General features: G+C 73.5%; 20 protein-coding genes. 12 read left to right on the top strand and 8 right to left on the bottom strand.

Annotated elements, in window-relative coordinates:
- The first annotated feature begins 124 nt into the window (after nucleotides 1-124).
- The 3 genes from ACLII4_RS05155 (at nucleotide 125) to ACLII4_RS05145 (ending at nucleotide 4,911) form a co-directional block, all read left to right on the top strand.
- On the top strand, nucleotides 125-1,798 hold the full coding sequence (locus tag ACLII4_RS05155; RefSeq protein WP_412069826.1) for a histidine kinase: 1,674 nt from the start codon (nucleotides 125-127) through the stop codon (nucleotides 1,796-1,798).
- Entirely contained in the window at nucleotides 1,786-2,484 is a 699-nt protein-coding gene (locus ACLII4_RS05150) for a LytR/AlgR family response regulator transcription factor (RefSeq protein WP_412069825.1), read from the top strand. The genes ACLII4_RS05155 and ACLII4_RS05150 overlap by 13 nt, the downstream gene beginning before the upstream one ends.
- A gap of 258 nt (nucleotides 2,485-2,742) precedes the next feature.
- Entirely contained in the window at nucleotides 2,743-4,911 is a 2,169-nt protein-coding gene (locus tag ACLII4_RS05145) for a LysM peptidoglycan-binding domain-containing protein (RefSeq protein WP_412069824.1), read from the top strand.
- Between the two features lie 123 nt (nucleotides 4,912-5,034).
- Here the strand turns inward: ACLII4_RS05145 and ACLII4_RS05140 are convergent, their stop codons facing one another.
- Entirely contained in the window at nucleotides 5,035-5,718 is a 684-nt protein-coding gene (locus ACLII4_RS05140) for a hypothetical protein (protein ID WP_412069823.1), read from the bottom strand.
- 181 nt (nucleotides 5,719-5,899) lie between these two features.
- On the opposite strand from ACLII4_RS05140, the gene murA reads away from it, so the two are divergent.
- A complete protein-coding gene (murA, locus tag ACLII4_RS05135) occupies nucleotides 5,900-7,225 on the top strand; it encodes a UDP-N-acetylglucosamine 1-carboxyvinyltransferase (protein WP_412069822.1) in 1,326 nt (441 codons plus the stop codon).
- Nucleotides 7,226-7,328: 103 nt separating this feature from the next.
- On the opposite strand, the gene crtI is transcribed toward murA, so the two are convergent.
- The gene (gene crtI / locus ACLII4_RS05130) at nucleotides 7,329-8,909 is read right to left on the bottom strand and encodes a phytoene desaturase family protein (RefSeq protein ID WP_412069821.1); all 1,581 of its coding nucleotides are present in this window, start codon (nucleotides 8,907-8,909) and stop codon (nucleotides 7,329-7,331) included.
- Nucleotides 8,910-9,074: 165 nt separating this feature from the next.
- Here crtI and ACLII4_RS05125 point away from each other — a divergent pair, with 165 nt between their 5' ends.
- The 3 genes from ACLII4_RS05125 to ACLII4_RS05115 all read left to right on the top strand — a co-directional run bounded on the left by ACLII4_RS05125 (nucleotide 9,075) and on the right by ACLII4_RS05115 (nucleotide 13,270).
- The gene (locus tag ACLII4_RS05125; RefSeq protein WP_412069820.1) at nucleotides 9,075-10,724 is read left to right on the top strand and encodes a PAS domain-containing protein; all 1,650 of its coding nucleotides are present in this window, start codon (nucleotides 9,075-9,077) and stop codon (nucleotides 10,722-10,724) included.
- Nucleotides 10,725-10,960: 236 nt separating this feature from the next.
- Nucleotides 10,961-12,478, top strand: coding sequence for a trypsin-like peptidase domain-containing protein (locus tag ACLII4_RS05120; protein ID WP_412069819.1), 1,518 nt, complete (start codon nucleotides 10,961-10,963; stop codon nucleotides 12,476-12,478).
- Between the two features lie 24 nt (nucleotides 12,479-12,502).
- Complete coding sequence (locus tag ACLII4_RS05115; RefSeq protein WP_412069818.1) at nucleotides 12,503-13,270, top strand: DUF3667 domain-containing protein; 768 nt, start codon at nucleotides 12,503-12,505, stop codon at nucleotides 13,268-13,270.
- A 4-nt stretch (nucleotides 13,271-13,274) separates the two neighbouring features.
- Here the strand turns inward: ACLII4_RS05115 and ACLII4_RS05110 are convergent, their stop codons facing one another.
- Nucleotides 13,275-14,930: an FAD-dependent oxidoreductase gene (locus ACLII4_RS05110; RefSeq protein ID WP_412069817.1), complete on the bottom strand. Its 1,656-nt coding sequence runs from the start codon at nucleotides 14,928-14,930 to the stop codon at nucleotides 13,275-13,277.
- A 158-nt stretch (nucleotides 14,931-15,088) separates the two neighbouring features.
- Here ACLII4_RS05110 and ACLII4_RS05105 point away from each other — a divergent pair, with 158 nt between their 5' ends.
- The 3 genes from ACLII4_RS05105 to ACLII4_RS05095 are packed head-to-tail and all read left to right on the top strand — an operon-like array spanning nucleotide 15,089 to nucleotide 17,360.
- A complete protein-coding gene (locus tag ACLII4_RS05105; RefSeq protein ID WP_412069816.1) occupies nucleotides 15,089-15,529 on the top strand; it encodes an ACT domain-containing protein in 441 nt (146 codons plus the stop codon).
- A complete protein-coding gene (locus ACLII4_RS05100) occupies nucleotides 15,526-15,936 on the top strand; it encodes a four helix bundle protein (protein WP_412069815.1) in 411 nt (136 codons plus the stop codon). Before ACLII4_RS05105 ends, ACLII4_RS05100 begins: the two co-directional genes overlap by 4 nt.
- A 41-nt stretch (nucleotides 15,937-15,977) precedes the next feature.
- Nucleotides 15,978-17,360, top strand: coding sequence for a PFL family protein (locus tag ACLII4_RS05095; protein WP_412069814.1), 1,383 nt, complete (start codon nucleotides 15,978-15,980; stop codon nucleotides 17,358-17,360).
- A 77-nt stretch (nucleotides 17,361-17,437) separates the two neighbouring features.
- On the opposite strand, the gene ACLII4_RS05090 is transcribed toward ACLII4_RS05095, so the two are convergent.
- Complete coding sequence (locus ACLII4_RS05090) at nucleotides 17,438-18,397, bottom strand: serine hydrolase (protein WP_412069813.1); 960 nt, start codon at nucleotides 18,395-18,397, stop codon at nucleotides 17,438-17,440.
- A gap of 40 nt (nucleotides 18,398-18,437) precedes the next feature.
- On the opposite strand from ACLII4_RS05090, the gene ACLII4_RS05085 reads away from it, so the two are divergent.
- A complete protein-coding gene (locus tag ACLII4_RS05085) occupies nucleotides 18,438-18,626 on the top strand; it encodes a CPXCG motif-containing cysteine-rich protein (RefSeq protein WP_412060872.1) in 189 nt (62 codons plus the stop codon).
- Between the two features lie 316 nt (nucleotides 18,627-18,942).
- Here the strand turns inward: ACLII4_RS05085 and ACLII4_RS05080 are convergent, their stop codons facing one another.
- Nucleotides 18,943-20,868, bottom strand: a complete 1,926-nt coding sequence (locus tag ACLII4_RS05080; protein ID WP_412069812.1) for a tetratricopeptide repeat protein — start codon at nucleotides 20,866-20,868, stop codon at nucleotides 18,943-18,945.
- Nucleotides 20,869-20,967: 99 nt separating this feature from the next.
- A complete protein-coding gene (locus ACLII4_RS05075) occupies nucleotides 20,968-22,629 on the bottom strand; it encodes an aldehyde dehydrogenase family protein (protein WP_412069811.1) in 1,662 nt (553 codons plus the stop codon).
- A gap of 232 nt (nucleotides 22,630-22,861) precedes the next feature.
- On the opposite strand from ACLII4_RS05075, the gene ACLII4_RS05070 reads away from it, so the two are divergent.
- Entirely contained in the window at nucleotides 22,862-24,334 is a 1,473-nt protein-coding gene (locus ACLII4_RS05070; protein ID WP_412069810.1) for an ATPase domain-containing protein, read from the top strand.
- 58 nt (nucleotides 24,335-24,392) lie between these two features.
- Here the strand turns inward: ACLII4_RS05070 and bshB1 are convergent, their stop codons facing one another.
- Entirely contained in the window at nucleotides 24,393-25,184 is a 792-nt protein-coding gene (gene bshB1, locus ACLII4_RS05065) for a bacillithiol biosynthesis deacetylase BshB1 (RefSeq protein WP_412069809.1), read from the bottom strand.
- 155 nt (nucleotides 25,185-25,339) lie between these two features.
- Nucleotides 25,340-25,987 (bottom strand): spondin domain-containing protein, encoded by a 648-nt coding sequence (locus ACLII4_RS05060; protein WP_412069808.1) that lies wholly within the window; start codon nucleotides 25,985-25,987, stop codon nucleotides 25,340-25,342.
- Nucleotides 25,988-26,022: the final 35 nt, after the last annotated feature.

Here is a 26,022-nt window from a genome sequence, read left to right as displayed (position 1 = left end):
TCGGAGGGGGAGGGACAGGCTCCCCACGGGCGACCCGGCGCCGAGATTCGGCCCGCCTCACCAACCGCTCGCACGCCGCACGAACGGCTCACCGCGCGCCCGCGCCGGGCGTAGGATGCCCCCGATGACGCGCCTCCTTCTCCTGCTCGCCCTCTCCGTCGGTGCCGGAGACCTCGCCGCCCAGACGGGCGTCGACCCCGGCAGCGCGCGGTACCGCGTCGGCGACGACGCCGGGTGGGCGAGTCCGGACGCCGACGACTGGCCGCGCGGCTGGCTCCACGCCCCGCCCGACACGCACGCCGTCCTGTGGCTCCGCCTCGACGCCGAGGTGGGACCCGACGCACGGCGCCCGCTCGGGCTCGCCGTCAGCGCCGTCGCCGCGCGCGAGGTGTATTGGGACGGCGTGCTCGTCGGCGCCAGCGGGCGCGTGGGCACGGACCGCGCCAGCGAAGTGCCCGGCCCCATCGACACGCGCCACGCCATCCCCGACTCGCTCGCGACGCCCGGCCCGCACGTCGTCGCGCTGCGGATGTCGACGTTCCGGCGCGCCCCGAGCATCGGCGGCTACGTCCACGGCGTCAACCTGGCGGGGCTGGAGGCGCTGGTCGCGTGGCCGCTCGCCTCGACCCTGCTGCCGCTCCTCTTTCTGGGCGGCTTCGTGCTGGTGGGGCTGTACTACGGCGTGCTGTTCGCCGCCGACCGCTCACGCACGCCGTACCTCCTGACGGCCGCGCTCTGCCTCGCCGTCGCGGCGCTGCTGGGCGCCGAGAGCTGGCGCTGGGTCGTCGGCTACACCTACGACCACCACATCACGCGGCTCGTGACGGTGACGGCGCTGACGTGGCTTGTGGGCGTGCTCCTGGTCGCCACGTTCGCCGTGCAGTTTGAGCTCCCGCGCCGGGGCCGGGTGGTCGCGGGCGTCGCCGGCGCCAGCGGGCTGGCGCTCGCCGTGCCGGGCGGCTACGACCCCGTCGCGCTCGCGATGATCGTCGTCGCGCTCGTCGCCGCGCTCGCCGTCACCGCGTGGGCGACCGCGCGGGGGCGGAGCGGGGCGCGGTTCGCGCTGGGGGGCGTGGCGATCTGCCTGGGGACCGTCACCGCGACGGGACTCGGCTTTCTCGACCAGGCGTTCTTCCCCGCCTTCGCCGTGCTGGTGGCCTCGCTGCTGGCCTCGCTCGGGTTGCAAACACGCGACCAGCGGCGGCGCCACCAAGCCGCCCTCGCCCAGGCGGCCCGCCTCGAGGTCGAGGTCGTCAAGTCGGCCTTGCAGCCGCACTTCCTGATGAACACGCTGACCTCGGTGATCGAGTGGGTCGAGACCGACCCGGCGACCGGCGTGCGCGTGCTGGAGGCGCTCGCCGAGGAGCTGCGCCTGCTGGCGGAGGTGGCCGGCGAGACGACCGTTCCGCTCGCGCGCGAGCTGGCGCTGTGCCGCACGCACCTCGACGTGATGGGCTACCGCCGCGACGTCCGCTTCCACCTCGACGCCGACGGCGTCGACCTCGAGGCGCCGATCCCGCCGGCGACGCTGCACACGCTGGTCGAGAACGCGATCACACACAACGCCTACCCGCCGGGCGACGTCCGCTTCGCGCTCTCCGAATCGCGGGCCGACGGTCACCGTCGGTACACGCTCACGACACCGCTCGCCGACGCCCCCGAGGTCCGCCCGGAGCGCGGGGGACTGCGCTACGTGCGGGCGCGGCTGGAGGAGAGCTTCCCCGGCCGCTGGGCCCTCCGCTCGGACGCCAGCGCCGACGCCTGGGTCACCACCCTCGAGCTGCCATGCGCGTCCTGATCGTCGAAGACGAGCCGCCCGTCGCACGTCGGCTCGCGCGTCTGCTCCACGCCCAAGCGGGTGGCGAGATCACCGACCTCGCGACCGCCTCGACGCTCGCCCAAGCAGCCGAGCGCATCGCGCGCGGCGACCTCGACGTCGTCTTCCTCGACCTCAACCTCCACGGCCGCGACGGCTTCGACCTGCTCACGGCCTCGGCCGCAGGCGCCTTCCACACCGTCGTCGTCTCGGCCCACACCGACCGGGCGCTGCGGGCCTTCGAGGTCGGCGTGCTCGACTTCGTGCCCAAGCCGTTCGGCGCCGAGCGCATCCGGGCTACGCTCGACCGCATCCGCGGCGCCCGGGCCGCCATGCCCGCGACGAGCTTGGCCATCCGCTCGGCCGGCCGCATCGACCTGGTCCCCGTCGCCGACGTGCTCTTCGTACAGGCGGCGGGCGCGTACTCCGAGTTGGTGCTGCGCGACGGCACGCGGCAGCTGCACGACAAGTCGCTCGACCGCCTGCTGGCCGTGCTCCCGCTCACGTTCGAGCGCGTCCACCGCTCGTATGCGGTCCGCCTCGACGAGGTGGTGCGGCTCCGCGTGCGCGAAGGGAGTCGGTACGCCGCCGTGCTCGCGTCCGGGGAAGAAGTCCCCGTCGGGCGGACCCGCTACAAGACAGTGCGGGACCGACTCGCCGGAGGCTGAGGCGCCCCCCTGCTCTCTATCGCACTACGAAATCACCAGATGCCGGGTCGGTTTGGAACGGATGCCGGATCACGAGAAGGCCCAGGGACGACCCGCCCCTCCACGCCGCATTCATCTAGGCCGCGACTGCAGCCCCTTTTTTCGCCGGTCTGCTCCGATAAGCTTTGGAGGGGGGCTAGTTTCCTGGCCGGCCGTTTGCAGAGAGGGGACAGGTCCCCTGCCGACGGCGCCATGCGTTTCCCCCACACTCCCCTGCTTATGCCCCGCCTTCTTCTCGCGGCGGCGCTGCTCGTCGTCTCGCCGGCCGTCGCCGGCGCCCAGACGGCACAGACGGACACCGCGCCCGTGCGCCCGACCGAGGTCCTCGCGGCCTCCGCCGACGCGCGCCTCCCGGCGTCCTTCTCTGCCGACCAGGTCTCCGACACCGAGTTCGCCCGCCGCATCGCCGCCTTCTACCAGCGCCAGGCCGCCCTCCTCGAAGCCGAAGCCAGCGGCGACGACGACCGCGTCGCGGTCCTGCTCGATGACCTGGTGGCCGACGTGCAGGCCGCCGCGCTCCGTCCCGGCGCGCTCAGCGACGCCCGCTTCCGCGAGCTGTTCTCGACCGTCGTCACGGAGTACGAGCGCTACTACGACCGGCCCCTCGTCGACCGCGGCGGCGTCTACGCCATCCGCGCCGCCGGCATCCGCGCCATCGAGCGCGGGATCGACGAGGGCACGCCGCTCCTGGAGCACGTCACGCTGCCCGACGTGGCCACGTTCGTGGCGACGATCCCGATGGACGTCAACCCCAAGGTCGAGCGGTACCTCCAGTTCCTGCTCAACCGGCCGAGCCACGTCCAGCGCCTGCGCTCGCGCGCCGACACGTACTTCCCGATGGTCGAGCGCGTGCTCGCCGAAGAGGGCGTGCCGGACGAGATGAAGTACCTCGCGATGGTCGAGAGCGCCCTCAACCCCGTCGCCCGGAGCCACATGGCGGCGGCCGGCATGTGGCAGTTCATCTCGGCAACAGGCCGGGCCTACGGGTTGCGCGCCGAGCGCGACATCGACGACCGCCTCGACCCCGAGGCCTCGACGCGCGCCGCCGCCCGCCACCTCCGCGACCTCTACGACCGGTTCGGCAGCTGGCACCTCGCGCTGGCGGGCTACAACTGCAACCCGGCCGTGATCGCCCGCGGCGTCCGCCGCTTCGAGGAGCAGACGGGCCGGACGGCGACGTTCTGGGACATCGACCACGTGATCCCGAGCGAGACGCGCGCCTACGTCCCGATGTTCATCGCCACGGCGCTGATCCTGTCGAACCCCGACGCCTACGGTTTCGAGGCGCATGAGCCCGGCCCGGCCTACGTCTTCGACCGCGTCCCCGTCGAGGGCGGCACGCGCCTGACCGACGTGGCCCGCATCCTCGGCACCGACGTCGAGGTGCTCTCGGCGCTGAACCCGTCGATCCGCCGCGGCCGCGTCCCCGACATCCGTGGCCCGCACATGCTGCGCGTCCCGGCCGGGACGTACGCCGAGCACGCCGAGCCGCTCGACCGGCTCGCGCCGCCGGAGGCCAACGGCCAGCAGTTCGCGGCCGGCACCGTCTCGTTCGGCCCCCGCGCCGTCCGCCCCCTCGCGCCCCAGGAGCACAGCGATGCCGTCGCCAACTTGGTCGCCCGGCGTGACCTCCGCCGCCAACTCCAGCCGCGACGGGCCGACCGCTCGGCCCCGGTGCAGACGTATGCCGCCGCCACCCCGCGCGACGTGGCGAGCACGGAAGCCCGCTACGCCATCGCGCGGCAGGCCGAGGGGGCCCGCGAGGCCTCCCAGCCGGAGGTACTGCTGACCGCGGCTGCGGCCCGTCGCGCCCCGGTCGCCGTGGCATCCGAGCCGCTGGCGGAGGTCGCCAACGAGCTCGCCGACCCCGCCCCGGCGGCCTCGGCGGTCGCCCGTGGGTCCGTCGCGGAGACGGCGCCGGAGGAGATCGTCCAGGTCGAGATCGCAGCGGTGACTCCGGTCCCGGTTCAGCGTTCGGCGGTCGCGCTCCCGGCCCCGTCCGCCCCGTCGGCCGCCCCGCCGGTCCGGACGGTCAGCGCCCCGGCCACGCACGCGGTCCAGCGCGGGGAGTACCTGCTCGCGGTCGCCCGGCAGTACGGGATGTCGCTCGCGGACCTCCGCGCCCTCAACCCCGGCGTGGGCGACAACCTCGCGGTCGGCCAGCGGCTCCGCGTCAGCGGCACGCCGGCGCCCCCGGTGGCCGCCTCGCGCCGCGCCGCCCCGGCTCGCCCGACGACGCACCGCGTCCGCAGCGGCGAGCACCTGACGGGCCTGGCCCAGCGCTACGGCGTGACGGTCCGCGAGCTCCGCGACTGGAACGACCTCTCCTCGGACGTGCTTCAAGTCGGCCAGCGGCTCCGCGTCACCGAGCGCGGCTCGCGCGGCTGATCCCAACTCCGCTCTCGATCTTGCGCGCCGCTCTCCACCCGGGGGGCGGCGCGCTTTTTGTCGCGGGACCAGTAGGGAGCACGCCTCGCCAGCCAGGAGGGGCGTCACCCGCCGCCGTCGGCGCTAGGCCGCGCCCCAGGCGCCGATCAGCCCCAGCAGCTTGCGCTTGGCGACGGGCACCAGCGTCGCCTCGACCGGGAGGTCCACGTCGGCCGCCAGTCGGAAGGCGGCGGGGGCTGCGAGTTCGGGCGCCGCGTCGGCGAGGACGGCTTTCCAGACGGTCGGCGGGGCGTGCGGGTCCAGCAGCAGGTCGAGCGCCGTCGTGCGGAGCGCGCGGTAGCCGCCGTCGGGGCCCGTCAACGGGGAGATCCGGTAGCGGAGCGCGCGGACGGCCGCGTCGTCCGCGACGAGCAGGAAGCCCTCGTCACGGTACGGCGGCACGAGCCCGACCGGCGCTAGCGCGGCGTGGTCGACGGCGAACTCGTAGAGCGCGCGGCCCTCCCCGACGGCCGCCTCGATGTGGGGCATCGCCCACCGCGCGAGGTCGACCGCCAGCAGGGCGTCGGTGGGTTCGCGGACCAGCCGGCCGGCCTCCCAGTCCACGTCCACGACCGCGCCCCGGCCCTCGACGCGCGAGGCGCCGTCGAGCAAGGCCCGGAGCTGGCGGTGGAGGCCGACGAGCGCGCCCAGGTGCGGCGACACGCGGAAGGCGCGGAAGGCGGCCCGCGTCTCGGCGAGACCGGCGCGGATTCGGTACCGGGCGGCCTCGGCGTCCGAGGCGGCGTCGAACAGGTGCAGGGAGAGCATGGGCGTGGGGGGACGGCCGTTCATACAATCTTTGCAAGAACCGGGCCGCCCGTCCGGGCCCTTCCCTGTGCCCCGTGCGGATCCTCCGCGTCCGCCAGCGGACGGCGCGGGCGCTCTCGAACCCTCCGGCAGGGGTTGAGCGTTGGTCCCTTTTGCCCTTCCCCTCTCTTCCCCTCCTCGCATGGACAAGCTCGTCATTCAGGGTGGTGCCCCCCTCCAAGGCACGCTGCACGTCGGCGGCTCGAAGAACACCGCGCTCCCACTCATGGCGGCGGCCGTGCTCGCCGACGGCGTCACCACGATCCACAACATCCCGGTCCTGAAGGATGTCACCACGTTTTCGAACGTGATCCGCGTGACCGGCTGCACGGTCGACTGGGCGCCGGACGACGACCCGAACACGCCCGAGACCATCACCATCGATGCGTCCAACATCCACCACTTCGAGGCGCCCTACGACCTCGTCAAGCAGATGCGGGCGTCGTTCTACATGCTGGGCGCCCTCCTCGGGCGCGGCGGCAAGGCGCGCGTGTCGCTGCCCGGCGGCTGCGCGTGGGGCCCGCGCCCCGTCGACCTGCACATCAAGGGGATGGAGGCGCTCGGCGCCGTCGTGACCGAGGAGGGCGGGTACGTGATCGCGGAGGCGCCCGGCGGGCGGCTCCCCGGCGGGCGGATGCGGTTCGAGCCGGTCTCCGTCGGCGCGACGATCAACGTGATGCTGGCGGCCGTCACGGCCCAGGGCGAGTCCGTCCTGGAAAACTGCGCCGCCGAGCCCGACGTGGTCGTCTTCGGCGAGATGCTGCAGGCGATGGGCGCCCAGATCGAGGGCCTGGGCACGGACACGATCACCATCCAGGGCGTCGAGACCATGAACCCGGTCACGTTCACCAACTGCCCCGACCGGATCGAGCTCGGCACCTACATGATGGCCGCGGCCATGGCGACCCCGGCGGGCGAGACGTTCCGCATCACGGGCGCCAACCCCGAGCACCTCGGCCCCGCCTTCACTGACTACTTCCGCGAGACCGGTGTCCCGTTCGCGTTCAAGGGCGACGTCGTCGAGGTCACCGGCGTCGACACGATCCGGGCGGTCTCCATCGAGACGGCCCCGTTCCCCGGCTTCGCGACCGACCTCCAGGCCCAGTGGACGGTCATGATGACGCAGGCCGACGGCCCGTCGACGGTCCGCGACACGGTCTACACCGACCGCTTCAAGCACGTCCCCGAGCTGCGCCGTCTTGGTGCCGACCTTCGGGTGGACGGCGACACGGTCCACGTGGCTGGCAACACGCGCCCGCTCTCCGGGGCGACGGTGATGAGCACCGACTTGCGCGCCAGCGTCTCGCTCGTGATGGCCGGGATGGTCGCCGAGGGCGAGACGGACGTGCTGCGCATCTACCACCTCGACCGTGGCTATGAGCGCCTGGAGGGCAAGCTCCAGGGCGCGGGCATCGACGTGGTCCGCGAGGCGTACGACGAGGCCCACGCCGAGGGCGTCGCGGCCTAGCGGAGGGCGGAAAGAGCCGGAGAGAAGAGGAGCGTCGCCTGAGGCCATCCGGCTACAGCGTGGCCTCCTCTTCTCGTTTCTGCCTCGCTCCCTCCTCCTCTTCCTACCGGGGGTCCGGCACGACGGTGTCCAGCACGCGCGCCGACGACAGCACGCCCGGCATCCCCGCGCCCGGGTGCGTCCCGGCGCCGGCCAGGAACAGCCCGTTCACGTCCTCGCTGGCGTTGTGGGGCCGGAAGAGGGCGCTCTGCAAGAGCTGCGGCTCGAGCGAGAACGCGGCGCCCTTGACCGAGAGGTAGTCGTCCAGGAAACCCTGCGGCGTCAGCGTCAGGCTGGCCGTGAGGTGCTCGCCCAGGCCCGGCAAGACGGTCTCCGCCAGGTAGTCCTCGATCTTCTGACGGTAGCGCTCGGTCTCCGTGCTCCAGTCCGTGCCCGAGTCGAGGTGCGGCACCGGCGACAGGACGTAGAACGTGTCGTGGCCGTCGGGCGCCATGCTCGGGTCCGTCGCCGTGGGGCGGTGGAGGTAGAGCGAGAAGTCGTCCGCGAGCACCTTCTTGTGGAAGATGTCGTCGAGCAAGGCCTTGTAGCGGGGCCCGAGCAGAATCGTGTGGTGAGCGACGTCGTCGTAGGTCTTGTCCGTCCCGAAGTACCAGACGAAGAGGCTCATCGAGTGCTTGGACTTCGCCAGCCGGGCGTCCGTCCAGGTCGTCCGGTGCTCCGGCGCGACCAGCTTCTGGTACGTCCACGCGGCGTCGGCATTGGAGACGACGACCTCGGCCTCGAGCGTCTCGCCGGTGTCGAGCCGGATGCCCGTCGCGCGGGGCGTGGCGCCCGTCGCGTCGACGGTGATCTCGTCCACCGTCTCGCCCAGGCGGAGGGTGCCGCCGTGGCGTTCGAACAGGTCGGCCATCCCGCCGACGACGGCGCCCGTCCCTCCCATCGCGTACCACACGCCCCAGTGCCGTTCGAGGTAGGCGATCAGCGCGTAGATCGAGGTCGTCGAGAACGGGTTGCCGCCCACGAGCAGGGGGTGGAAGCTGAAGACCTGCCGGAGCCGTCGGTCCTTGATGTACTTCGAGACGAGCCCGTAGACCGTCCGGTGGCTCTCCAAGGCGACCATCGACGGGACGATCTTGGCCATGTGGCCGAGCCGGTCGAACGGGACGTGGCCGAGTTCGAGGAAGCCGGTCTCGAAGATGGCCTTGCTCTTTTTGAGAAAGCGCCGGTAGCCCGCGACGTCGGCCGGGTTGAACCGGGCGATCTCGCGCTCCATCGCCGCCCCGTCGCCGGTGTAGTTAAACACGGAGCCGTCGTCGAAGCGGATGCGGTAGAACGGGGTCGTCGGGACGAACTCGATGTGCTCGGCGCGGTCCTCGCCCGCCAGCGCCCACAGCTCGTCGAACAGGAACGGGGCGGTGATCAGCGTCGGCCCCATGTCGAAGATGTACTCGCCGCCGTCGGGCCCCGGCACGCGCTCGACGCGGGCCCGGCCGCCGGGCTGCTCGAGGCGGTCGACGATCGTGACGCGGTAGCCGCGCGTGAGCAGGCGGATGCCGGCGGCGAGCCCGCCGAAGCCGGCGCCGATGACCACGGCGTGGGGTGCGTCCGGGGCGGCCTCGACGGGCGGCCCCTCAGTGCGCAAGCGGGCGTCGGGGCGGGTGGCGAGGCGGCGGATCCAGGACACGGGGTGCGGCGAAGGCGGGGGCGCGGTCTACCGAAGCCTGCGGTCGGCGTTCCACCCCTTGGCGCCAGCCGATTTCGGGGGTACCCTATGACGCACATAGTGCCGGAACCACCCGGCCGCATGGGGGATTGCACCCCTTCTCGTCGTGCCGCACCCTGCCTCCCAGTGACGGTCGTCCCGATCTCTGCCATTCCCTCCCCCGCGCTGGTGATCGGCCCCGAGGGGCGGATCGACGCGGCGAACGCGGGGGCTCGTGCGGCGCTGGGCAACGTGGTCGGCCAGCCGGTGCTTGCGCTCGTCGTAGATGCGGCCGAGGGTGATGCGCTCGACGTGGTGCGCCGGCCGCCTACGCTCCAGGGGCTCGACGCCACGTATGCCACGCAAGCCGAGGCGTTCGAGGGGGGCGCCCTCGTCCTGCTGACCCCGTCCCAGACGACCGACGCGCTCCCCCCGGGCCTGCTCGCGCAGGCGATCGACGCGGCCAACAACGCCGTCGTGGTCACCGACGTGCGCGCGCCCGACGCGCCGCTGTGCTACGTCAACGGGGGGTTCCGGATGCTCACCGGGTACACCGCCGACGAGGCCATCGGCCGGAACTGCCGGTTCCTCCAGGTCCGCGACGGTCTCTGCGACGACACCGGCGACGGGCAGGCCGAGGCGCTGGACCAGATCCGCCACGCCGTCCGGCACGGCGAGCCGCTCGACGGCGTCGTGCTGCGCAACTACACCAAGGCCGGGGAGCTGTTCTACAACGAGCTGTTCCTGACGCCCATCCACGACGCGCACGGGGCGCTGACGCACATGGTCGGCGTCCAGAACGACGTGACGCGGTGGCGGCTTGCGGCGGCGGCGGAGGCCACCGAGCGCGCCCATTTCGACCGCGTGTTCGACGCGTCGGCGGCCCCGATGGGCCTGCTCGAACGGGGCGCGGACGGGATCGTCGTGACGACCGCCAACCCCGCCGCGCGCCAGTCTTTCGGCGGCGCCATCGCCGAGGCCGCCATGGGCCAGACCTGGCAGAGCGCCGTCGCATGCATCGACCGCGACGGCCGCCCGGCCCGCTTCGACGTGGCGCTCGACGACGGCCGGACGCTCGAGGTCGTGCTCTCGCCCGTGCCCGGCGACCGCGAGCAGTTCCTCTACATGGCCACCGACGTAACCGACGGTCGCGAGGCGACCGAGGACCTACTCCACGTCTCGAACCGCCAGCTCCAACAGATCGCCCAGGACATCCACGACGGCGTCGGCCAGTCGCTCGTCGGCGCGTCGATGCTGGCGTCGGCGCTGGCGCGCGACCTCGACGCGTCGCCGCAGGCCGCCGACGCCCGGCAGCTTCAGCAGTTGCTGGGCCGGTCGCTGGGCAGCCTGCGCAGCTTCGCGCTCGGCCTCGACCCCGTCGACATCGACCGCCTGGGCGTCGGTGAGGCGCTGATGCGGCTGGTGGCCGAGGCCCAGGCCACGTTCAACATCGACATCCGAGTGACCGACCGCGTCGGCGGGCGGGGCGTCCGGCCCGACGCCCGGCTCGACGTGTACCGCGTGGCCCAGGAGGCGCTGACAAACGCGGTCCGCCACGGCGGCGCGCGGTCGGTCCGGCTGGCGCTCTACCCCGGGCCCGACGGCGACGTGGTGCTCGACGTGGTCGACGACGGCAGCGGGATCGAGGCCGGCGCGTCGGCCTCGGGCGGGATGGGGATGCGGACGATGCGGGCCCGCGCCCAGCGCCACGGCGGCCGGGTGGCCGTGGAGGCGCTCGGCGGCGGCGGCACTCGCGTCCGCCTCTGGATCCCCGCCGAGCGACTGTTCACCGGCTGAGGCTCTTCTTCGTCCCCACATACGATCTCGGAGAAGGCCCCGTTATCGGCGGGCTACCCCCTGCGGTCGTGTGTGTGACGCAGGCTTCGACCGGGGCGCCCTTTGCAGGGCGCCCCGGTTTTTTTAACGGCTCCCTCGTCGGCGGGGCGCGGTGGCCGGGCACCACGGCGCGCGAGACGGCGTTGAGACGGGGCCGCTGACGATGCGCGTCGCGGCTGCCCCGTTCCCCCCGATTCATGACTTCCCCAAAGCGCACCGCGTCCGTCGTCCTGCTCGTCGTCGCTGCTGTAGTCGGCGGCGTCGTCTTCGTGACGTCCGCCGCCAACTTCGCCGGCCTTGCAAACCTGTTTGGCCAAGCCGACGCTCAAGGCCAGCTTGCCGAGTCCGAGGCCGTCGCCACGGCGGAGGACCTGGGGCAGGCGTTCTCGTCCGTCGCCGAGCGCGTGAACCCGGCCGTCGTCCAGATCCAGTCCACGCGGCTGGCGCCGGCGCGGGCGCAGAACGACCCGTTTGGCATGTCGCCCTTCGGTGGCGACGGGACGCAGAGCGGGCTCGGCAGTGGCGCCTTCGTGTCGGCCGACGGCTTCGTCGTCACCAACAACCACGTGATCGAGGGCGCCGACGAGCTGCGCGTGGTGCTCTACGACGGGCGCGAGTTCGAGGCCGAGGTCGTTGGCGCGGACGCCTTCTCAGACCTCGCCGTGCTCCGCGTCGAGGGCGACGACTTCCCGGCCCTCGCCTTCGGCGACTCCGACGCGCTGCGCGTCGGGCAGTGGGTACTGGCGTTCGGGAGCCCGCTCTCGGCCGACCTGTCGAACACGGTCACCTCAGGCATCGTGTCCAGCCTAGGCCGGTTCTCCGGCGCCCCGGACCCGCGGGGCCGCCCGACCATCTCGACCTACATCCAGACCGACGCGGCGGTGAACCCGGGCAACTCGGGCGGCCCGCTCGTCAACCTGCGCGGCGAGATCGTGGGCATCAACTCGGCCATCGCCACGCGAACCGGCACGTTCAACGGCATCTCGTTCGCGCTCCCCGCCAACGTTGTCCGTTCGACGGTCGAGCAGATCATCGACTCGGGCGTCGTCGAGCGCGGGTACCTCGGCATCCAATTCGGCCCCGCCAGCCCCGCGCTCCGCCGTGCCTACGGCGTGGGCCCCGGCGCCGCGCTCATCAGCGAGATCGCCCCGGACGCGACGGGCAAGACGCCCGCCGCCGATGCCGGCTTGCGGCCGGACGACCTCATCACGTCGATCGACGGCGTGGAACTGACCGACAACCGCCAGATCGTCTCCATGATCTCCAGCAAGCGCCCCGGCGACGTCGTCGAGATCGGCTACAACCGCGAAGGCGACGACCGGACGGCGCGCGTCACGCTCGGCCGCCGGCCGCCCCCCGAGGGCATCAGCCAGAACGGCGGCGCGGACCCCGCCGACAACGCCCGCCGCCCGACACGAGCCCCGGCACGCCTGGAGACGTTGGGCATGACGCTGGAGACCATCACGGCCCGGCTGGCGCGCGAGCTCGGCGACGACATCGAGGGCGTCGTGATCACCGACATCGACCGATCCTCGGAGGCCTTCCGAGACGCGAACCTCCAGACCCGCATGATCATCACTGAGATCAACCGCGAGCCGGTCGCCTCCGTCGCCGAGTTCGAGGCGGCGCTGGCCAAGGTCGATGCGGGCGACACGTTTCTCGTCCGCGTTCGCGCCGGGACGGCCTCGTTCCTGACGGCGCTGACCAAGGAGTAGGGCAACCGGACGGTAGGTTCGGGCATGGATCTCGCCCCTGCCCCCACCTGCGCGACGTGTGGCGCCGCGCTCCACGGCCCCTTTTGTGCCCGGTGCGGCCAGCAAGTCCGGCCCGGTCGGCTGACGATGGCGAGCGTCGTCCGCGAGGCGGTCCAACACGTGTCGTCGCTCGACTCCGGGCTCGCGCGGACGGCCGTCGACTTGGTGCGCCGACCCGCCGGCTTGATCCGCGACGTGTTCGCGGGCCGAACGGTGCGGTATGCGGGGCCGGTCCGCTACTTCCTGCTGGCGGTGACGGCGGCCCAGCTGCTGGCGTTTTTCGTCGGGGACGTCTCGGAGATGGCCGAGGCGTACGCCGAGGGCTACGAGGGCAACCGCCCCACGCAGGGCGGGCTCGACCAAGCCGTCGTCGCCCGACGGATCGAACAGTTCTGGGTGTTCGCGTTCGCCGGGGTGGTCCCGTTCGTGACGCTGTGGAGCCGGCTCCTGCTCCGGCGGTCGGGGCTGACGCTGGCCGAGCACGCGGTGGCGCATCTGTACCTGCTCGGCCAGGTCGCGCTGATCGCGTTCGGACTGTCGATCTCGCTCGGCGAGGTGGTGTCGGGCCAAATCGGCTACGGGCTCGCGGCGCTCGTGCTCGCGGCCCCGTTCGGGCTTTACCTGTGGGCCAGCGTCGGCGTGTTCGAGCGCGGCCGGGTGTGGTCGCCGGTGGCGACGGCGCTCAGCCTTCTGCTGGGGTTCGCGACCTACGGGACGGCGGGCGGCGTGGCGTACGTGTCCTTTATCCGGTAGCCCGTCACCCCGCGTCGCGCAAGACGGTTTCGAGGTCTACGCCGGTACGGAAGGTGGCGGGGGCGGGCAGCGCGCGGCGATCGAGGAGGCGCTGGGCGGCGGCGGCCTGCCGGTCGCGACCGACGGTCACCACGGCACGGACGGTGCCGCCGGAGACGTAGGCGGCCATAAAGTCGCGGTCGTCGAGCGAGCCGTCCACGATCACTTCGTCCCAGTGCTCGGCGTGGCCGACATAGCGCAGGCTGACCCCGAACTGGCCGGTCCAGAAAAAGGGCACGTCGTCGTACGGGTCCACCTGCCGGGTCGGATCGGTGTCGGCGAGCATGGCGCGAGCGGCGGCACGGCCGTGCTGCTGGGCGACCCGCCAGTGCTCGATGCGGACGGCGTGGCCGGTCCGGGCATCGGGCACGACGGCCACGTCGCCGGCGGCGTAGAGGCCGGGCGCCGCGCGGAGCCGCTCGTCGACGACGAGCCCGCCGTCGTCCCGGCGGAAGGCAGCGCCCTTGAGGAAGCCGGTGGCCGGGGCCACACCGACGCCGAGCAGCACCACGTCGGCGGTGACATGCCCGGCGGAGGTCTCGACGCGGAGGCGACGGGGGCGGTCGGCCCCGGGGTCGGAGGCGACGGTCTGGATCCGCTGCACGTCGGCGCCCAAGCGGAACGCGACGCCTTTGTCGCGGGCGGCCTTCTCGAAGACGCCGCCCACGTCGGGCCCGAGCACGCCCTCGAACGGCGTCTCCTCGCGGCCGATGACCGTCACCTCCAGCCCCCGCCCGCGCAAGCTCGACGCGGCCTCCATGCCGATAAACGAGGCGCCGATGATGGCGACGGACGTCGCCTTCCCAACGCGGCCGGCCAGGGTCCGGGCGTCGTCCCACGACCGAAGCAGCAGGACGCCGTCGAGCGTCGCGCCGTCGATGGGGAGACGGCGGGGCGTGCCGCCGGAGGCGACGAGCGCCACGTCGTACGTCACGGTCTCGCCGTCCTCGAAGGTGGCCGTGCGGGCGTCGGGGTCGAGGGCGGTGACCGCGCGGCCCGTCCAGGTCTCGACGCCGTGGCTCTCGTAGAACGCGCCGTCGCGGAGCCGGAGCGCGGCGTCGTCGGGGTCGGCGAGGTAGCCCTTCGAGAGCTTGGTGCGGTCGTAGGGGGCCCGCGTTTCGGGCGTCGCCATCACGAGCCGTCCCCGGTAGCCCTCCGCGCGGAGCGCCTCGGCACACGCCGAGGCAGCGGCCCCCGCCCCGACCAGCAGGAACAGCCGGTCGTCCGCGGCCGCGTCGACGTCGGCCATGGCGGGCGTCTCGCCGTCGCTCTCGCGGTAGGCAATGCCCTTGCCGTGGGCGTCGGCGTCGGCGGGCGCGGCGACGAGCACGTCGTCGCCGACGACGCGGACGGGGAAGCTCCGGAGGGCGTCGAGCGCGGGCGGCTGGCAGAGCGCGCCCGAGGCCACGTCGAAGGCGGCGTGGTGCCAGGGGCAAACGACGGTCGTGCCGTCGAGGACGCCGTCGACGAGGGGGGCGCCGTAGTGCGTGCAGAAGGCGGTGCAGGCGTGGAACGCGCCGTTGACGCGAGACAGCAGCACGGCGGTGCCGTCGGCGTCGACCTGCCGCATCTCGCCGTCGGCGAGGTCGTGGGTGGACGCGACGCGGACGAAGTCGGACATGGGTTCGGACGGGCGGATGGGGGCGCTCCACCCGCGCGCCCGGCCCGGGGTTCCGCCCCGCCGCGGCGCTCGCCCGCCGCGCGGGGCGGACCGCCAGCCGGGGACGCGCCCGGAGCCCGGCGGTACCTTCGGGCTCCGCTCCGTCGCCCGCGACACCCATGCCCTCCGACGTCCGCGCCCTCATCGACCGCATCGCCTCGGCCCTCGGCCCGGAGGCGACGCCCGAGCGCGTCGAACGCGTGGCCCGCGCCGTGCTCGACGCCCGCACGCCGGGCCCGGACCGCGCGCCCGCCGCCCCGATGCTCGCCTCCGAGGGCCCCGCCGCCGACGCCACGCGCGTCGTCGTGACGGCCTACGGCCATGACCGGCCGGGCGTGCTGGCGGCGGTCACCGCCGAGCTCTCGGCCGCCGGCGCCAACATCCTGGACGTGTCGCAGAAGGTGCTCCAGGGCTACTTCACGGTCGTTCTGGTGGCCGACCTCGCGGGCGGGACCGACCTCGGCGCAGTCCGTGACGCGCTCACCGCCCGGGGCGAGGCGCTCGGCGCGCGCGTGCTCCTGCAGCACGAGGAGCTGTTCCAGGCGATGCACCGGCCATGACGGCAGGGCCATCGGCGACCGGCCATCGGCCATCGGGGGAAGAGCGCCCGCGCCAGATCCGGAGCTTTGAGGACCTCGAAGCGTGGCAGCTCGCGGTCGCGCTGGCCGAGGCGCTGTACCGCGCGACCGATGCGTTCCCCGCGGAGGAGACGTTCGGCCTGCGGTCCCAGATGCGCCGCGCCGCCGTCTCCGTCCCCTCGAACATCGCCGAGGGGTGGGGCCGCCAGTCCCGCAAGGACTACGTCCGGTTCCTTCGCACCGCTCGCGGCTCGCTCTACGAACTGCGGACGCAGATCGAGATCGCCCGTCGCGTCGGCTTGATGCCCTCCGACGCCGCCCGCGCCCTCCGCGACGACGCCGACCGTGTTGGTCGGGTGCTCCATGGGCTGGCCCGTTCCCTCACGTAACTCCCCGATCGCCGGTCGCCGGTGGCCGATCCCCCCACCCCATGCCCCTCGCCCTCTCCGAGATCCTCGACACCGTCCGCATGACGGAGGCCGACGCCTTCGACATCCGGACGGTCACGCTCGGGATCAGCCTGCGCGGGTGCGCCAGCCGCGACGCCGAGTCGACGCGGCGCAACATCTACGACCGCGTCACCCGGACCGCCGAGCAGCACGTGGCCGCCGCGCAGGACGTCGAGCGGCAGTACGGCGTGCGGATCGCCAACAAGCGCATCTCCATCACGCCCGCCGCGCTCGCGGCCGAGGGGCTCGACGCCGAGGGCTTCGTGCGGCTGGCCGAGACGCTCGACCAGGCCGCCACCGAGGTCGGCGTCGACTACATCGCCGGGTTCACCGCGCTCGTCGAGAAGGGCGCCACGCCCGGCGACGCGGCGCTCATCGAGGCGCTCCCCGAGGCGCTCGCGACGACCGCGCGCGTGTGCGGATCGGTCGCCGTCGGGAGCACGCAGGCGGGCATCAACGCCGACGCCGTGCTGCAAGTCGCGCACGCCATCAAGGGCATGGCCGCGCGGACGGCCGACCGCGACTCCATCGGGTGCGCCAAGTTCGTGGCCTTCTGCAACGCCGTCGGCGACAACCCCTTCGTGGCGGGCGCCTTCCACGGGCCGTCCGAGCCCGGCGCCGCGCTCAACGTCGGGATCTCCGGGCCGGGCGTCGTGCTCCGCGCCGTCGAGGCCGTCGGCGACCGGGGCGACTTCGGGGCCGTCACCGACGCCATCAAGACGGCCGCCTTCAAGATCACGCGCGCGGGCGAGCTCATCGGCCGGCGCGTGGCCGAGCGGCTGCGCGAGCGGTCCGGGCAGGCCATCCCGTTCGGCGTCGTCGACATCTCGCTGGCGCCGACGCCCGCCGAGCGCGACTCGGTCGGCGACGTGCTCAAAGCGTTCGGGCTCGAACACGTCGGCGCGCCCGGCACGACGGCGGCCCTCGCGATGCTCAACGAGGCCGTCAAGCGCGGCGGGCTGATGGCCGCCCGCCACGTCGGCGGGCTGTCGGGCGCGTTCATGCCGGTCAGCGAGGACCAGGCGATGATCGAGGCGGCAGCGGCGGGTCACCTGTCGCTCGAAAAGCTGGAGGCCATGAGCGCGATTTGCTCGGTCGGCCTCGACATGGTGGCCATCCCCGGCGACACCTCCGCCGAGACCATCGCAGGCATCCTGTTCGACGAGTTCGCGATTGGCATGATCAACGACAAGACGACGGCCGTGCGGCTCTTGCCCGTCGCGGGCAAGGGCGTCGGCGAGTGGGCCGACTACGGCGGGCTGCTCGGCCGCGCGCCGATCCAGCCGGTGTCCCAGGTCTCGAACGTCGTCTTCGCGCACCGCGGCGGCCGGATCCCGGCGCCGATCCGGAGCCTGACGAACTAGACAGCGCGCAGCAGCCTCCGCCCGGACCCGGAGGCCACCACGCGGCGCCTCGGCCGCCAGCCGACGGCCGATCGGTTCTAGAACCGGAACCGCTCGGATCCGGCCGGCGGGCGCCAGCGCGAACGCGGTTCGAAGGCGGCCCACGCCGCGCGGCTGACCGCGCGGATCAACGCGTAGCCCGCGTTGTCGGGCGCCCAGCGCGTGTCGGCCTGCTCGCGCGTGAGCACCGCCAGCACGTACGGCCCCGACGGCGCGTGGACGACGGCGACCTCGCTCCGCGAGCGGCTCACGGCGCCCTGCTTGCTGGCGACCTGCACGCTCGGCGGGACGGCCGAGAGCGCCTCGTCGTCCCAGTGCGTCCGCGTGAGCAGCCGGTGCATCTCGTGGTCGGCCGCCGGCGAGACGGCCTGGCCGTCGACGATGCGGCGGAGCAGCTCGGCCATCTCGCGCGGCGTCGTCTGGCCCCACCCGAACCGCTCCCAGTCGCCCCGGCGGCCGTCGACGCGGCTGTTCACGCGCGTCGTCTCGAAGCCGTGCCCCGCCAGCCACTCGTTGACGGCGGCCCCGGTGACGATCCCCTGGAGCCACAGGCTGGCGGTGTTGTCGGACGCGGAGAGCATCTGCTCGACGGCCGAGTGCAGCATCACCGTCGACGAGTCCTGGAGCTGGGCGAACAACTCGCCTTCGTCCTCGATGTAGCGGAGCGAGTCCCGGAACGTGAGCCGGGTGCCGAGTGCGAGGTCGCCGGCCTCGATCCGCTCGAAGACGCCGATCAGGATGGGGACCTTGACGAGGCTGGCGGTCGGGAACGCCTCGTCAGCGCGGAGCGCGGCCTCGCGGCCGGTCGGGAGGTGGCGGACGTAGACGCCCGAGACGCCGTCGAACCCGTCCGCCAGCGCCTCGACGGCGGCCTGGAGGGCAGGGTCGGGGCGGGGCGCGGGCCACGGGGGGCCGTCGGCGACGCCCGGCGGCGGGGCGGACGCGCAGCCCGCCAGCGCGAGGCCGAGGGCGGCGAGGCGGAGCGCGGGAGCGGGCATCGGCACGGCGGCGTAGGCGGGGCTCCCCAACCTAGCCGCCGTGACTGAGATCGAGGTCCCCTTCGCCTGCCCGTACTGCTTCGCCCCCATCTCGATGCTGGTCGACCCGTCGGTCCCCGCCCAGCGCTACGTCGAGGACTGCGAGGTGTGCTGCCACCCCATCCAGGTCAGCTACCGCGTCGAGGACGAGGCGCTGGTGGCCTTCGAGGCGGAGGTAATGGAGGGGTAACGGACGTGGGGCTGGCGCCGACGGATCTGCTTCGCCAGCAGGCGAGCAGAGCCTCCGGCCCCTCCTCCAGCCTGTCCCCGCGCAGGCGGGGAGGAGGGGCCGGAGGAGGGGGACCGGCTCGCGCACGCCCGCCTCGCGATCGCGACGCACCCCGTAGCGCCGTTGCCTGCAACGGCGTCGTGCACCGCTGGCGCCGGCTGCCAGAAACCCTCACCCTGGCTTCGCCGACGCTACGCGTTGTCCCTCTCCCGAAGGGAGAGGGGACGCCTTAGGAGACCGACCGACCGCCGAGAACTCCGCCAGCCTCGCCGTGCCCTCACGCCGGCAGCGTGAGCACGAACGTGGCGCCATCGCCCTCGCGGCTGTAGGCGGCGAGCGTGCCGCCGTGTCCCTCCGTCACGATGTCGTAGGCGAGGGACAGGCCCAGGCCCGTGCCCGAGCCCGCCGGCTTGGTGGTGAAGAACGGCTCGAAGACGCGCGTGCAGTGCGCGAGGGGGATCCCGATGCCGTTGTCGACCACGCGGACCTCGATGCCCGCCTCGATGGGCGCCGTCTCGATCCGGACGGTCGGCACGAAGCCGTTCTCCGCCGCCTCGGCGCGGTGCTCGACGGCCCACCGCGCGTTCTCGAACAGGTTGACGAAGACGCGCTGGACCGAGGCCGGCGCCAGCTCGACGGGCGCGATCTCGCCATAGGCGCGCTCGACGCGCACGACCGATGGCCCGAGCACGGTCGAGACCGCCTGCTCGATGAGCTCGTGGAGGTCGGCCGGGCGGCGCTCGCCGCCGACGTCGCGGACGTGGCCCATCAGCCCGCGAACAATCGCGTCGGCGCGGCGGGCGTGGTCGCGGACGCGGGCCGAGTTCGAGACGATCGCCTCGAGGTCGTCGCGCGCCTCTTCGGGGTCGAAGTCGCCGCCGTCGAGCGCGGCCTCCAGCGTCGCCAGCAGGTCGGTCGCCAGCTCGTTGTTGAGCTCGGCAAAGTTGGCGACGAAATTGAGCGGGTTCTGGATCTCGTGGGCGAGCCCGGCCGACAGGCGCCCCAGCGACGCCAGCTTCTCGGACTGGACGAGCCGGGTCTGCGCCGTACGGAGCTCACGCAAGGTCTCGGAGAGCTCCTCATTCGCCGCGCCGAGCTCCTCGGTCCGGATGCGCGCCATCTCGGCCTCCTGCTGGGCGCGCTCGGCCTCGGCGCGGACCTCGACGGTCTGGATGCGGCTGCGCGCCTGGGCCGATAGCATCGCCTCGCGCAAGTCGTGGAAGGCGCGGAGGTGGCGGAGCGCGGCGGGAGCGTCGCCCGCTGCCTCGTGCGCATCGGCGAGCGCCGCGTGGGCCTCGGCGACGCGCGGCTCGGCGCCCACGTCCTGGGCAATCCCGAGCGCCTCGTGGAGCGCCGGGCGGGCGTCGTCGGGGCGCCCCATGTCGGCGAGCGTCTGGCCGATGGCGATCAAGCTGGTGGCCTGCGCCTGCCGGTTGCCGACCCTGGTGCGGATCCGGAGCGCCTCGCGGTGGAGCGCGAGCGCCTCCTCGTCCTCGCCGCACAGATGCGCGAGCACGCCGAGGTCGTGGAGCGCGCGCGCCTCGGTCAGCGTCGAGGCGTGCTCACGGGAGAGCCGGAGCGCGGCCTCGAAGTGGGCGCGGGCCTCGTCGTAGCGTGCGAGCGATCGCAAGGCGCCGCCGAGCGCCGTGTGGGCACGCGCCTGTCCGACGGCGTGGTCGAGGTCGGCGAAGAGCCGCAGCGCCGCCTCGCCGTGTTCGAGGGCGCGGTCGGGCTGGTCGAGCTCGATGTAGGCGTTGCCCATCATCGCGCGGATCCAGGCCTCCTGCCCGGTGTCACCGAGCGCGCGCGCGACGCTGAGGTTGCCGAGCGCGATGTCGAGCGCCTCGTCGTAGTGCCCCAGGCTGACGTGGACCGAGGCGAGCACGCCGAGCATCAGCGAACGGCCCGCAAGGTCGCCGAGGGGTTCCATCGCCGCGAGCGCGCGCGTCAGCAGGCCGAGCGCGGCCTCGTGCTCGGACAGGAGGTAGCGTGCGAAGCCTTCGTAGCCCAGCGCGAAGGCCGCCGCGAGCGGGTCGTCGCCGGCCAGCGCCTGGGCCTCCAGCGCCAGCGCGAGCACCCGGTCCGGGCGGTCGGGGACGTGGCTGGCCGCCTCGATCAGCCGGTCCGCGACGGGGCCGGGGGGCAGGGTGCCCAGGGTGAACCCGTCTTGCAGATCGGCAGGGGTCGGGAGCGGCTCGGCCATGGCGGAGTCTACGGGCGGGGCCCGACGTGGGTGTCGGCCGTTCCCGATGACGCCGCCCTGCGAGCCCTTCCTGTCGAGGACCCATCGACCGGCTCGCGGCTACTTGCGGAAGCGCCGGACGAGCGACTCGATCTGCGGGTCGGGCAGCGGCAGGGCCGACGAGGCGGGCGCCGAGGCCGAAGCGGACGTCTTCGCCGGGGCGGGCGGCGTCACGGCCGCGTTGGCGGCGCCGACTGGAGGGTTGCCCGCGCGCGCGACGAGACGCGCCTCGATCTCCTCCATCCACGACCCGTCGCCCGACGGCTGGCGGGCGGGCGACGCGGGGACGGGCGACGCGAGGGCGGTCGGCCGGGGACGCGCCGGTCGCTGCGCCCCCGGCGCCAGCGGCTGGCCGGCGTCGTCGTTGAGCGGCGCCGTCTCGAACGCCACGCGCTTGAGGTTGACCAAGTGCATCGGCGTCACGTTGTCGGACGTGATCGAGCCGCCGACCGTGCCTGGACCTAGCGTCATCGCCGGGAACAGCGCCGTCGTCAGGCCGACCGAGCCGAGCGCGGCGACCGTGTTGACGACGATCCGCATCGACGGCTTCTTGAGGCCGAACTGCTCGATGACGCGGCCGGACGTGGCGTGGAGCGCGAGGGTGTGCCCGATGCCGCCGAACTCCAGGATCTCGATGCACCGCGTGCACCCGGCCTCCCAGCCGTCGGCGGCGTAGAAGCTCAGGATGGGCGACAATGTCTCCATCGAGATCGGCTCGTCCGGGCCGACCGTGTCGACCTCGGCGATCAGAGCGCGTGTGCTCTCCGGCACAGAGAACCCGGCCATCTCGGCGATCCGGCGCGGGCTCTGGCCCACGATCTCGGTGTTGAACCGGCCGCCCGGCTTGATGACGGCGCGGAGCTTGGCGGCTTCGCCGTCGGAACAGATGTGGCCGCCGCGCTCGCGGAGTGCGTCGAGCAGGCGCTGCCGGATGGGCGCATCGGCGATGACCGAGCGCTCCGTCGAGCAGAGCGTGCCCCAGTCGAACGAGGTGCCCGTCAGGATGTCGGCGGCGGCCTTCTCGACGTTGGCGCTGCGGTCGACGTAGGCGGGCACGTTGCCCGAGCCGACGCCGTATGCCGGCTTGCCCTTGGAGTACGCCGCGCGGACCATGGCCCCGCCGCCGGTCGCCAGGATGACGTCGGTGAGCGGGTGTTCGAGGAGGGCGTCGGTCCCGGCAATCGTGATCGGGCCGCCGTCGGCGCCGAGGCAGGCGAACAGGCCTTCGGGGGCGCCCGCTTCGTACGCCGCTTGCGCGACCACGTTGAGCGCGTCGGCCGTGCAGCGCGCGGCGCGCGGGTGGGGGCTCATCACGATCCCGCACCGCGCCTTGGCCGAGATGATGGCCTTGTAAAAGGCGGTCGACGTGGGGTTCGTCGACGGCACGAGCGCGGCGACGACGCCCATCGGGGAAGCGACGGTCCAGACGGCCCCGTCGTCGCTCTTGGCGATGATGCCAGCCGTCTTCATGCCCTCCATCCGCGCCGCCAGCGTGCGCGTGGCGAACAGGTTTTTCTGCTCTTTCGACTCGGGCTTGCCGAAGCCCGTCTCGTCGTGCGCGAGCTGCCCCAGCCGCTTGGCCTCGCGGGCGCCCGCCTCCACCATCGCGGCGACAACGCGGTCGACGGTGGCCTGGTCGGCGGTCTTGAACTGCTTCTGAGCGGCGGCGACGCGGGCAACGGCGTCGCGGGCGTCTTGGATCGAGCGGAGGTCGGCGTCCATCGGGGGCGGGCGGGCGGGGCCCGAAAGGTAGGGCCGCCGCCGAGCGGCACCGCCACGCTGCGCGGGCGGATCCGTCGGCAACCGGAGGGGTACGGGAGGAGACGCGCCGGGTACGTCCCGCCTCCCTGGCGCACCGGGCCTCCCGAACGGGACGCGCTACGGGCCGCTCCCGGCCATGGCACACCGTTTGCAACCGCCCGGGCGCGCCTCTCTCTCGACCATGACCGCCCTCATGCCCTCCCCCTCCGGCCTCGACGCCGTGGACCGCCAGTGGGGCGGCCTCGCGCCCGGCCGCGCCTACCTGCTCGTCGGCCGCGCCGGCGCCGGGCGCTCGGCCCTCGCCCTCCGTACCGCCAAGGCCACCGTGGACGCCGGCGACTCGTGCCTGGTGTTCTCGCCGCGCGCGCCCCAGGAACTCGTCGGCGTGGGCCAGCAGGTCGGCCTCGACGTTCCGGCGGCGCACCGCGCCGGCACACTCCGCGTGCTGCGCATCCCCTCTGCCGCCGACCTCGCCGCCAAGGGCATGGCCGGGCTCGTCAAGTCGTACCGTGATCTGGTGGCCCTCGTCGCCAAGGACCGCCCGGCGCGCGTGGTGATCGAGGACTTCACGCCGCTGGTCCAGTTCGAGACCTTCGAGGCGTTCCACGAAGCGTTCTCCGACCTCGTCGGCGCCTTCCGCCAGCACGAGGTGACGCTGGTGCTTGGCCTGGGCGACCCGGCCAACGAGGCCTCGCGGCGGCTGCTCGATGTCGTCGAGGGCCTCGTCGACGGCACGGTCCGTCTGAGCACCGACGGCTCGATCTCGCTCTCGCTCCCCGCCCAATTCCCCTCCAGCGACGGCGCCTCTGTAGAGGCGACCGCGCCCTCTGAGCCGCCGGCCGAGCCGACCGCCCCGCTGGCGCCGGAGCCCGAGCCGGCTCCCGAAGCCCCCGCGCCGACCGACGGGTTCACGACCACCTTCTCGAACGCCGGTCCGCCCGAGGCGCCCCAGCATTCGGCGCCTGCCACCGAGGCGGAGCCCACGCCCGCTCCCGAGGCGTCGCCCATTCCCGACCCGGCGCCCTCGCCGACACCGGCGGCGACCGGCGCGAGCACCCTCGACCCCCCAACCACCGAGGTCGTACCGCCCGACGCGCCGCACCCGTCGCTGCTCGCTCCGCCCGCCGACCCCTTCGGTCTCGACCCGGCCGATGAGCTTCTCCAGCAGGGCTACCTCGCCGACTCTCGCGGGGGCGGCGATGTCGCCCCCGGCCCGGCGCCCGGTGCCCCGCCGCCGATGCCCTCCTTCGCGCCCATCGGCGCCAGCGCTCCTGCGGCCGACCCCGGCGCCGACTTCCGCATCGCCCTCGACGCCGCCTTCGCCAGCCGCAGCGCCGGCATCCCATTTGTGGTGGTTGCCCTCCGGGTCGACCCGGCCGCGCCTGAGGCGGCCTACTTCCACGCCGTCGAGGCCGGGCTCCGCTCGGCGCTCCGCCCGACCGACCGGTTGCTGGTCGACGCCCCGCGCAAGCGGGCCGCCATCGTCCTGCCCTCGTCCGGCGCGGAGGCGGCGCAGGCGCTCTTCGGCGGGCTTCAGGCCTCCCTCCGCCAGCACCTCGGCACGGACGCCGAGCGCGTCCTCCAGTCGGTCGCCGCGGTGACGGTCCCCGACGGCCAGCCCTTCGAGACCTCGGCCGAGCTGCTGTCGTACGCCTTCGAGAGCTGAGAGACGGGTTGTCAGTCGTCAGTGATCGGTTCTCGAATCCCTGATCTCTGACGACCGATCACCGAAACGGGCGCTCGCGGTCGAGTACGGCGACCAAATCGTTCACCCCGACGGGTCCATGGCGGTACACGAACGGCTCGCCGAAGTCGGCGCCGATGCGGTAGCCGTAGGTCCGCGCCCGGGCCTCGACCCACTTCAGGAAGCGCGGGTTTGAGATGTACGTCTCCGGGCCATCGCCGCCGTCGGTGCCGTCACCGCCGCGGCCGGGCTGGTAGAACTGGCTCTCGAACGCCAGCAGCGCCTGCATCCGCCGCTCCCATACCGACGACACGTCGACGACGAACGTCGGCTCGACGTCGAGCGCCTGGAGGTAGTGGAGCACGTGGTGCGGGCGCCACGCCTCTTGCGGCGTCCCGTCGTCCTCGGCCGTCTCGATCTTCGCCAGCCCGCTGTAAAAGAGGGCGTCGACCGCCAGCGTTGTCGCGTCCCCGTGGTCGGGGTGGCGGACGTGTTCGGCGGTGATGAGCACGATGCGCGGGCGGTGCCGCCGGATCGACCGGATCAGCGCGCGCTGCGTCTCCTTCGTGTTCTGGATGTCGCCGTCGGGAAGCCCGAGGTTTTCGCGCGCCGCCAGCCCCAGAATCTCACCGGCGCGGGCGGCTTCTTTCATCCGGCCTTCTGGCGTGCCGCGCGTGCCGAGTTCGCCGCGCGTAAAGTCCACGATGCCGGTCCGGTAGCCCTGGTCCGCGAGCAGGCACATCGTGCCGCCGGCGCAGAGCTCGACGTCGTCGGGGTGGGCGGCGAGGGCGAGAACATCCAGCGGATGTCGCGGAGCAACGTCGAGGGGCATGGGGGACGGGGGACGGGGGACGGGGGACGGGAAGATGCGAACGCAAGCGCGCAGGAGCGCAGAATCAGCCCAGTTGACCTCAGCGCCGAGGCGGGCGGCAGGACCCCACCCCCCGGATGTCAGTCCGTGGTCCCCGGTCCTCGGTCCCCCGTCCCCTACTGCCGCTCGAACACCAGCCGCCCGACGACGGTGCCCGCGAGCGGGGCGTAGGCGACGGCCGCGATCGGCGCCCGGTCCGTGCGCGGCGCGTCCGGGGCCGTGTAGCCCGCGCCGTCGTCCGTGCCCGCGTCGTAGACGACGGCGTCGACGACCACGCGGTCCGCCCAGCCATCGCCGTCGCGGAGGTCGAGGCCGTCGACGCCGACGAACCAGTCGGGGCTGGGCGCCAGCATGCTCACGACCGTCGCGACCGGGCGGGCGTCGGTGACGGTGACGGTGGCGCCCGCGGTGCCGGGCGAGGGGCGCAGCGGGTCGCCCTCGACGTACGCCGCCGCGTCGCCGAGCGCCTCGACCTCGGCGCGGAGCCCGGCCATGCTCCCGGTCTCGGCCATCGCGCGGACGCCGTCGCTGGCGACCGCCCCGAGGCGCCAGAGCGACACCTCGGCCGTATGCGCGGCGCCGGTCAATCGCGAAAAGTGGGGGTCCGGCGGAAACGCCTCCGGGTGCGTCTCCGCGCTCCACGTTGCCTCGAAGGTGACGGCGTACGTGGCTGGCGCCAGCGGCTCCCGGCTGGGCGGATCGACCTCCGAAAAGAGGTCGCACCCGGCGACGAGGCAGACGGCGGCGACGAGGGCGAGGCGCATGGCGACAGAGGCGGATGCTCGCGAGACGCACCGAC

The sequence above is a fragment of the Rubrivirga aquatilis genome (genome assembly GCF_046845665.1).
GTDB lineage: Bacteria > Bacteroidota > Rhodothermia > Rhodothermales > Rubricoccaceae > Rubrivirga.
Note: the sequence above shows the minus strand (reverse complement) of the source record. Positions and strands in the feature narration are given on the sequence as shown.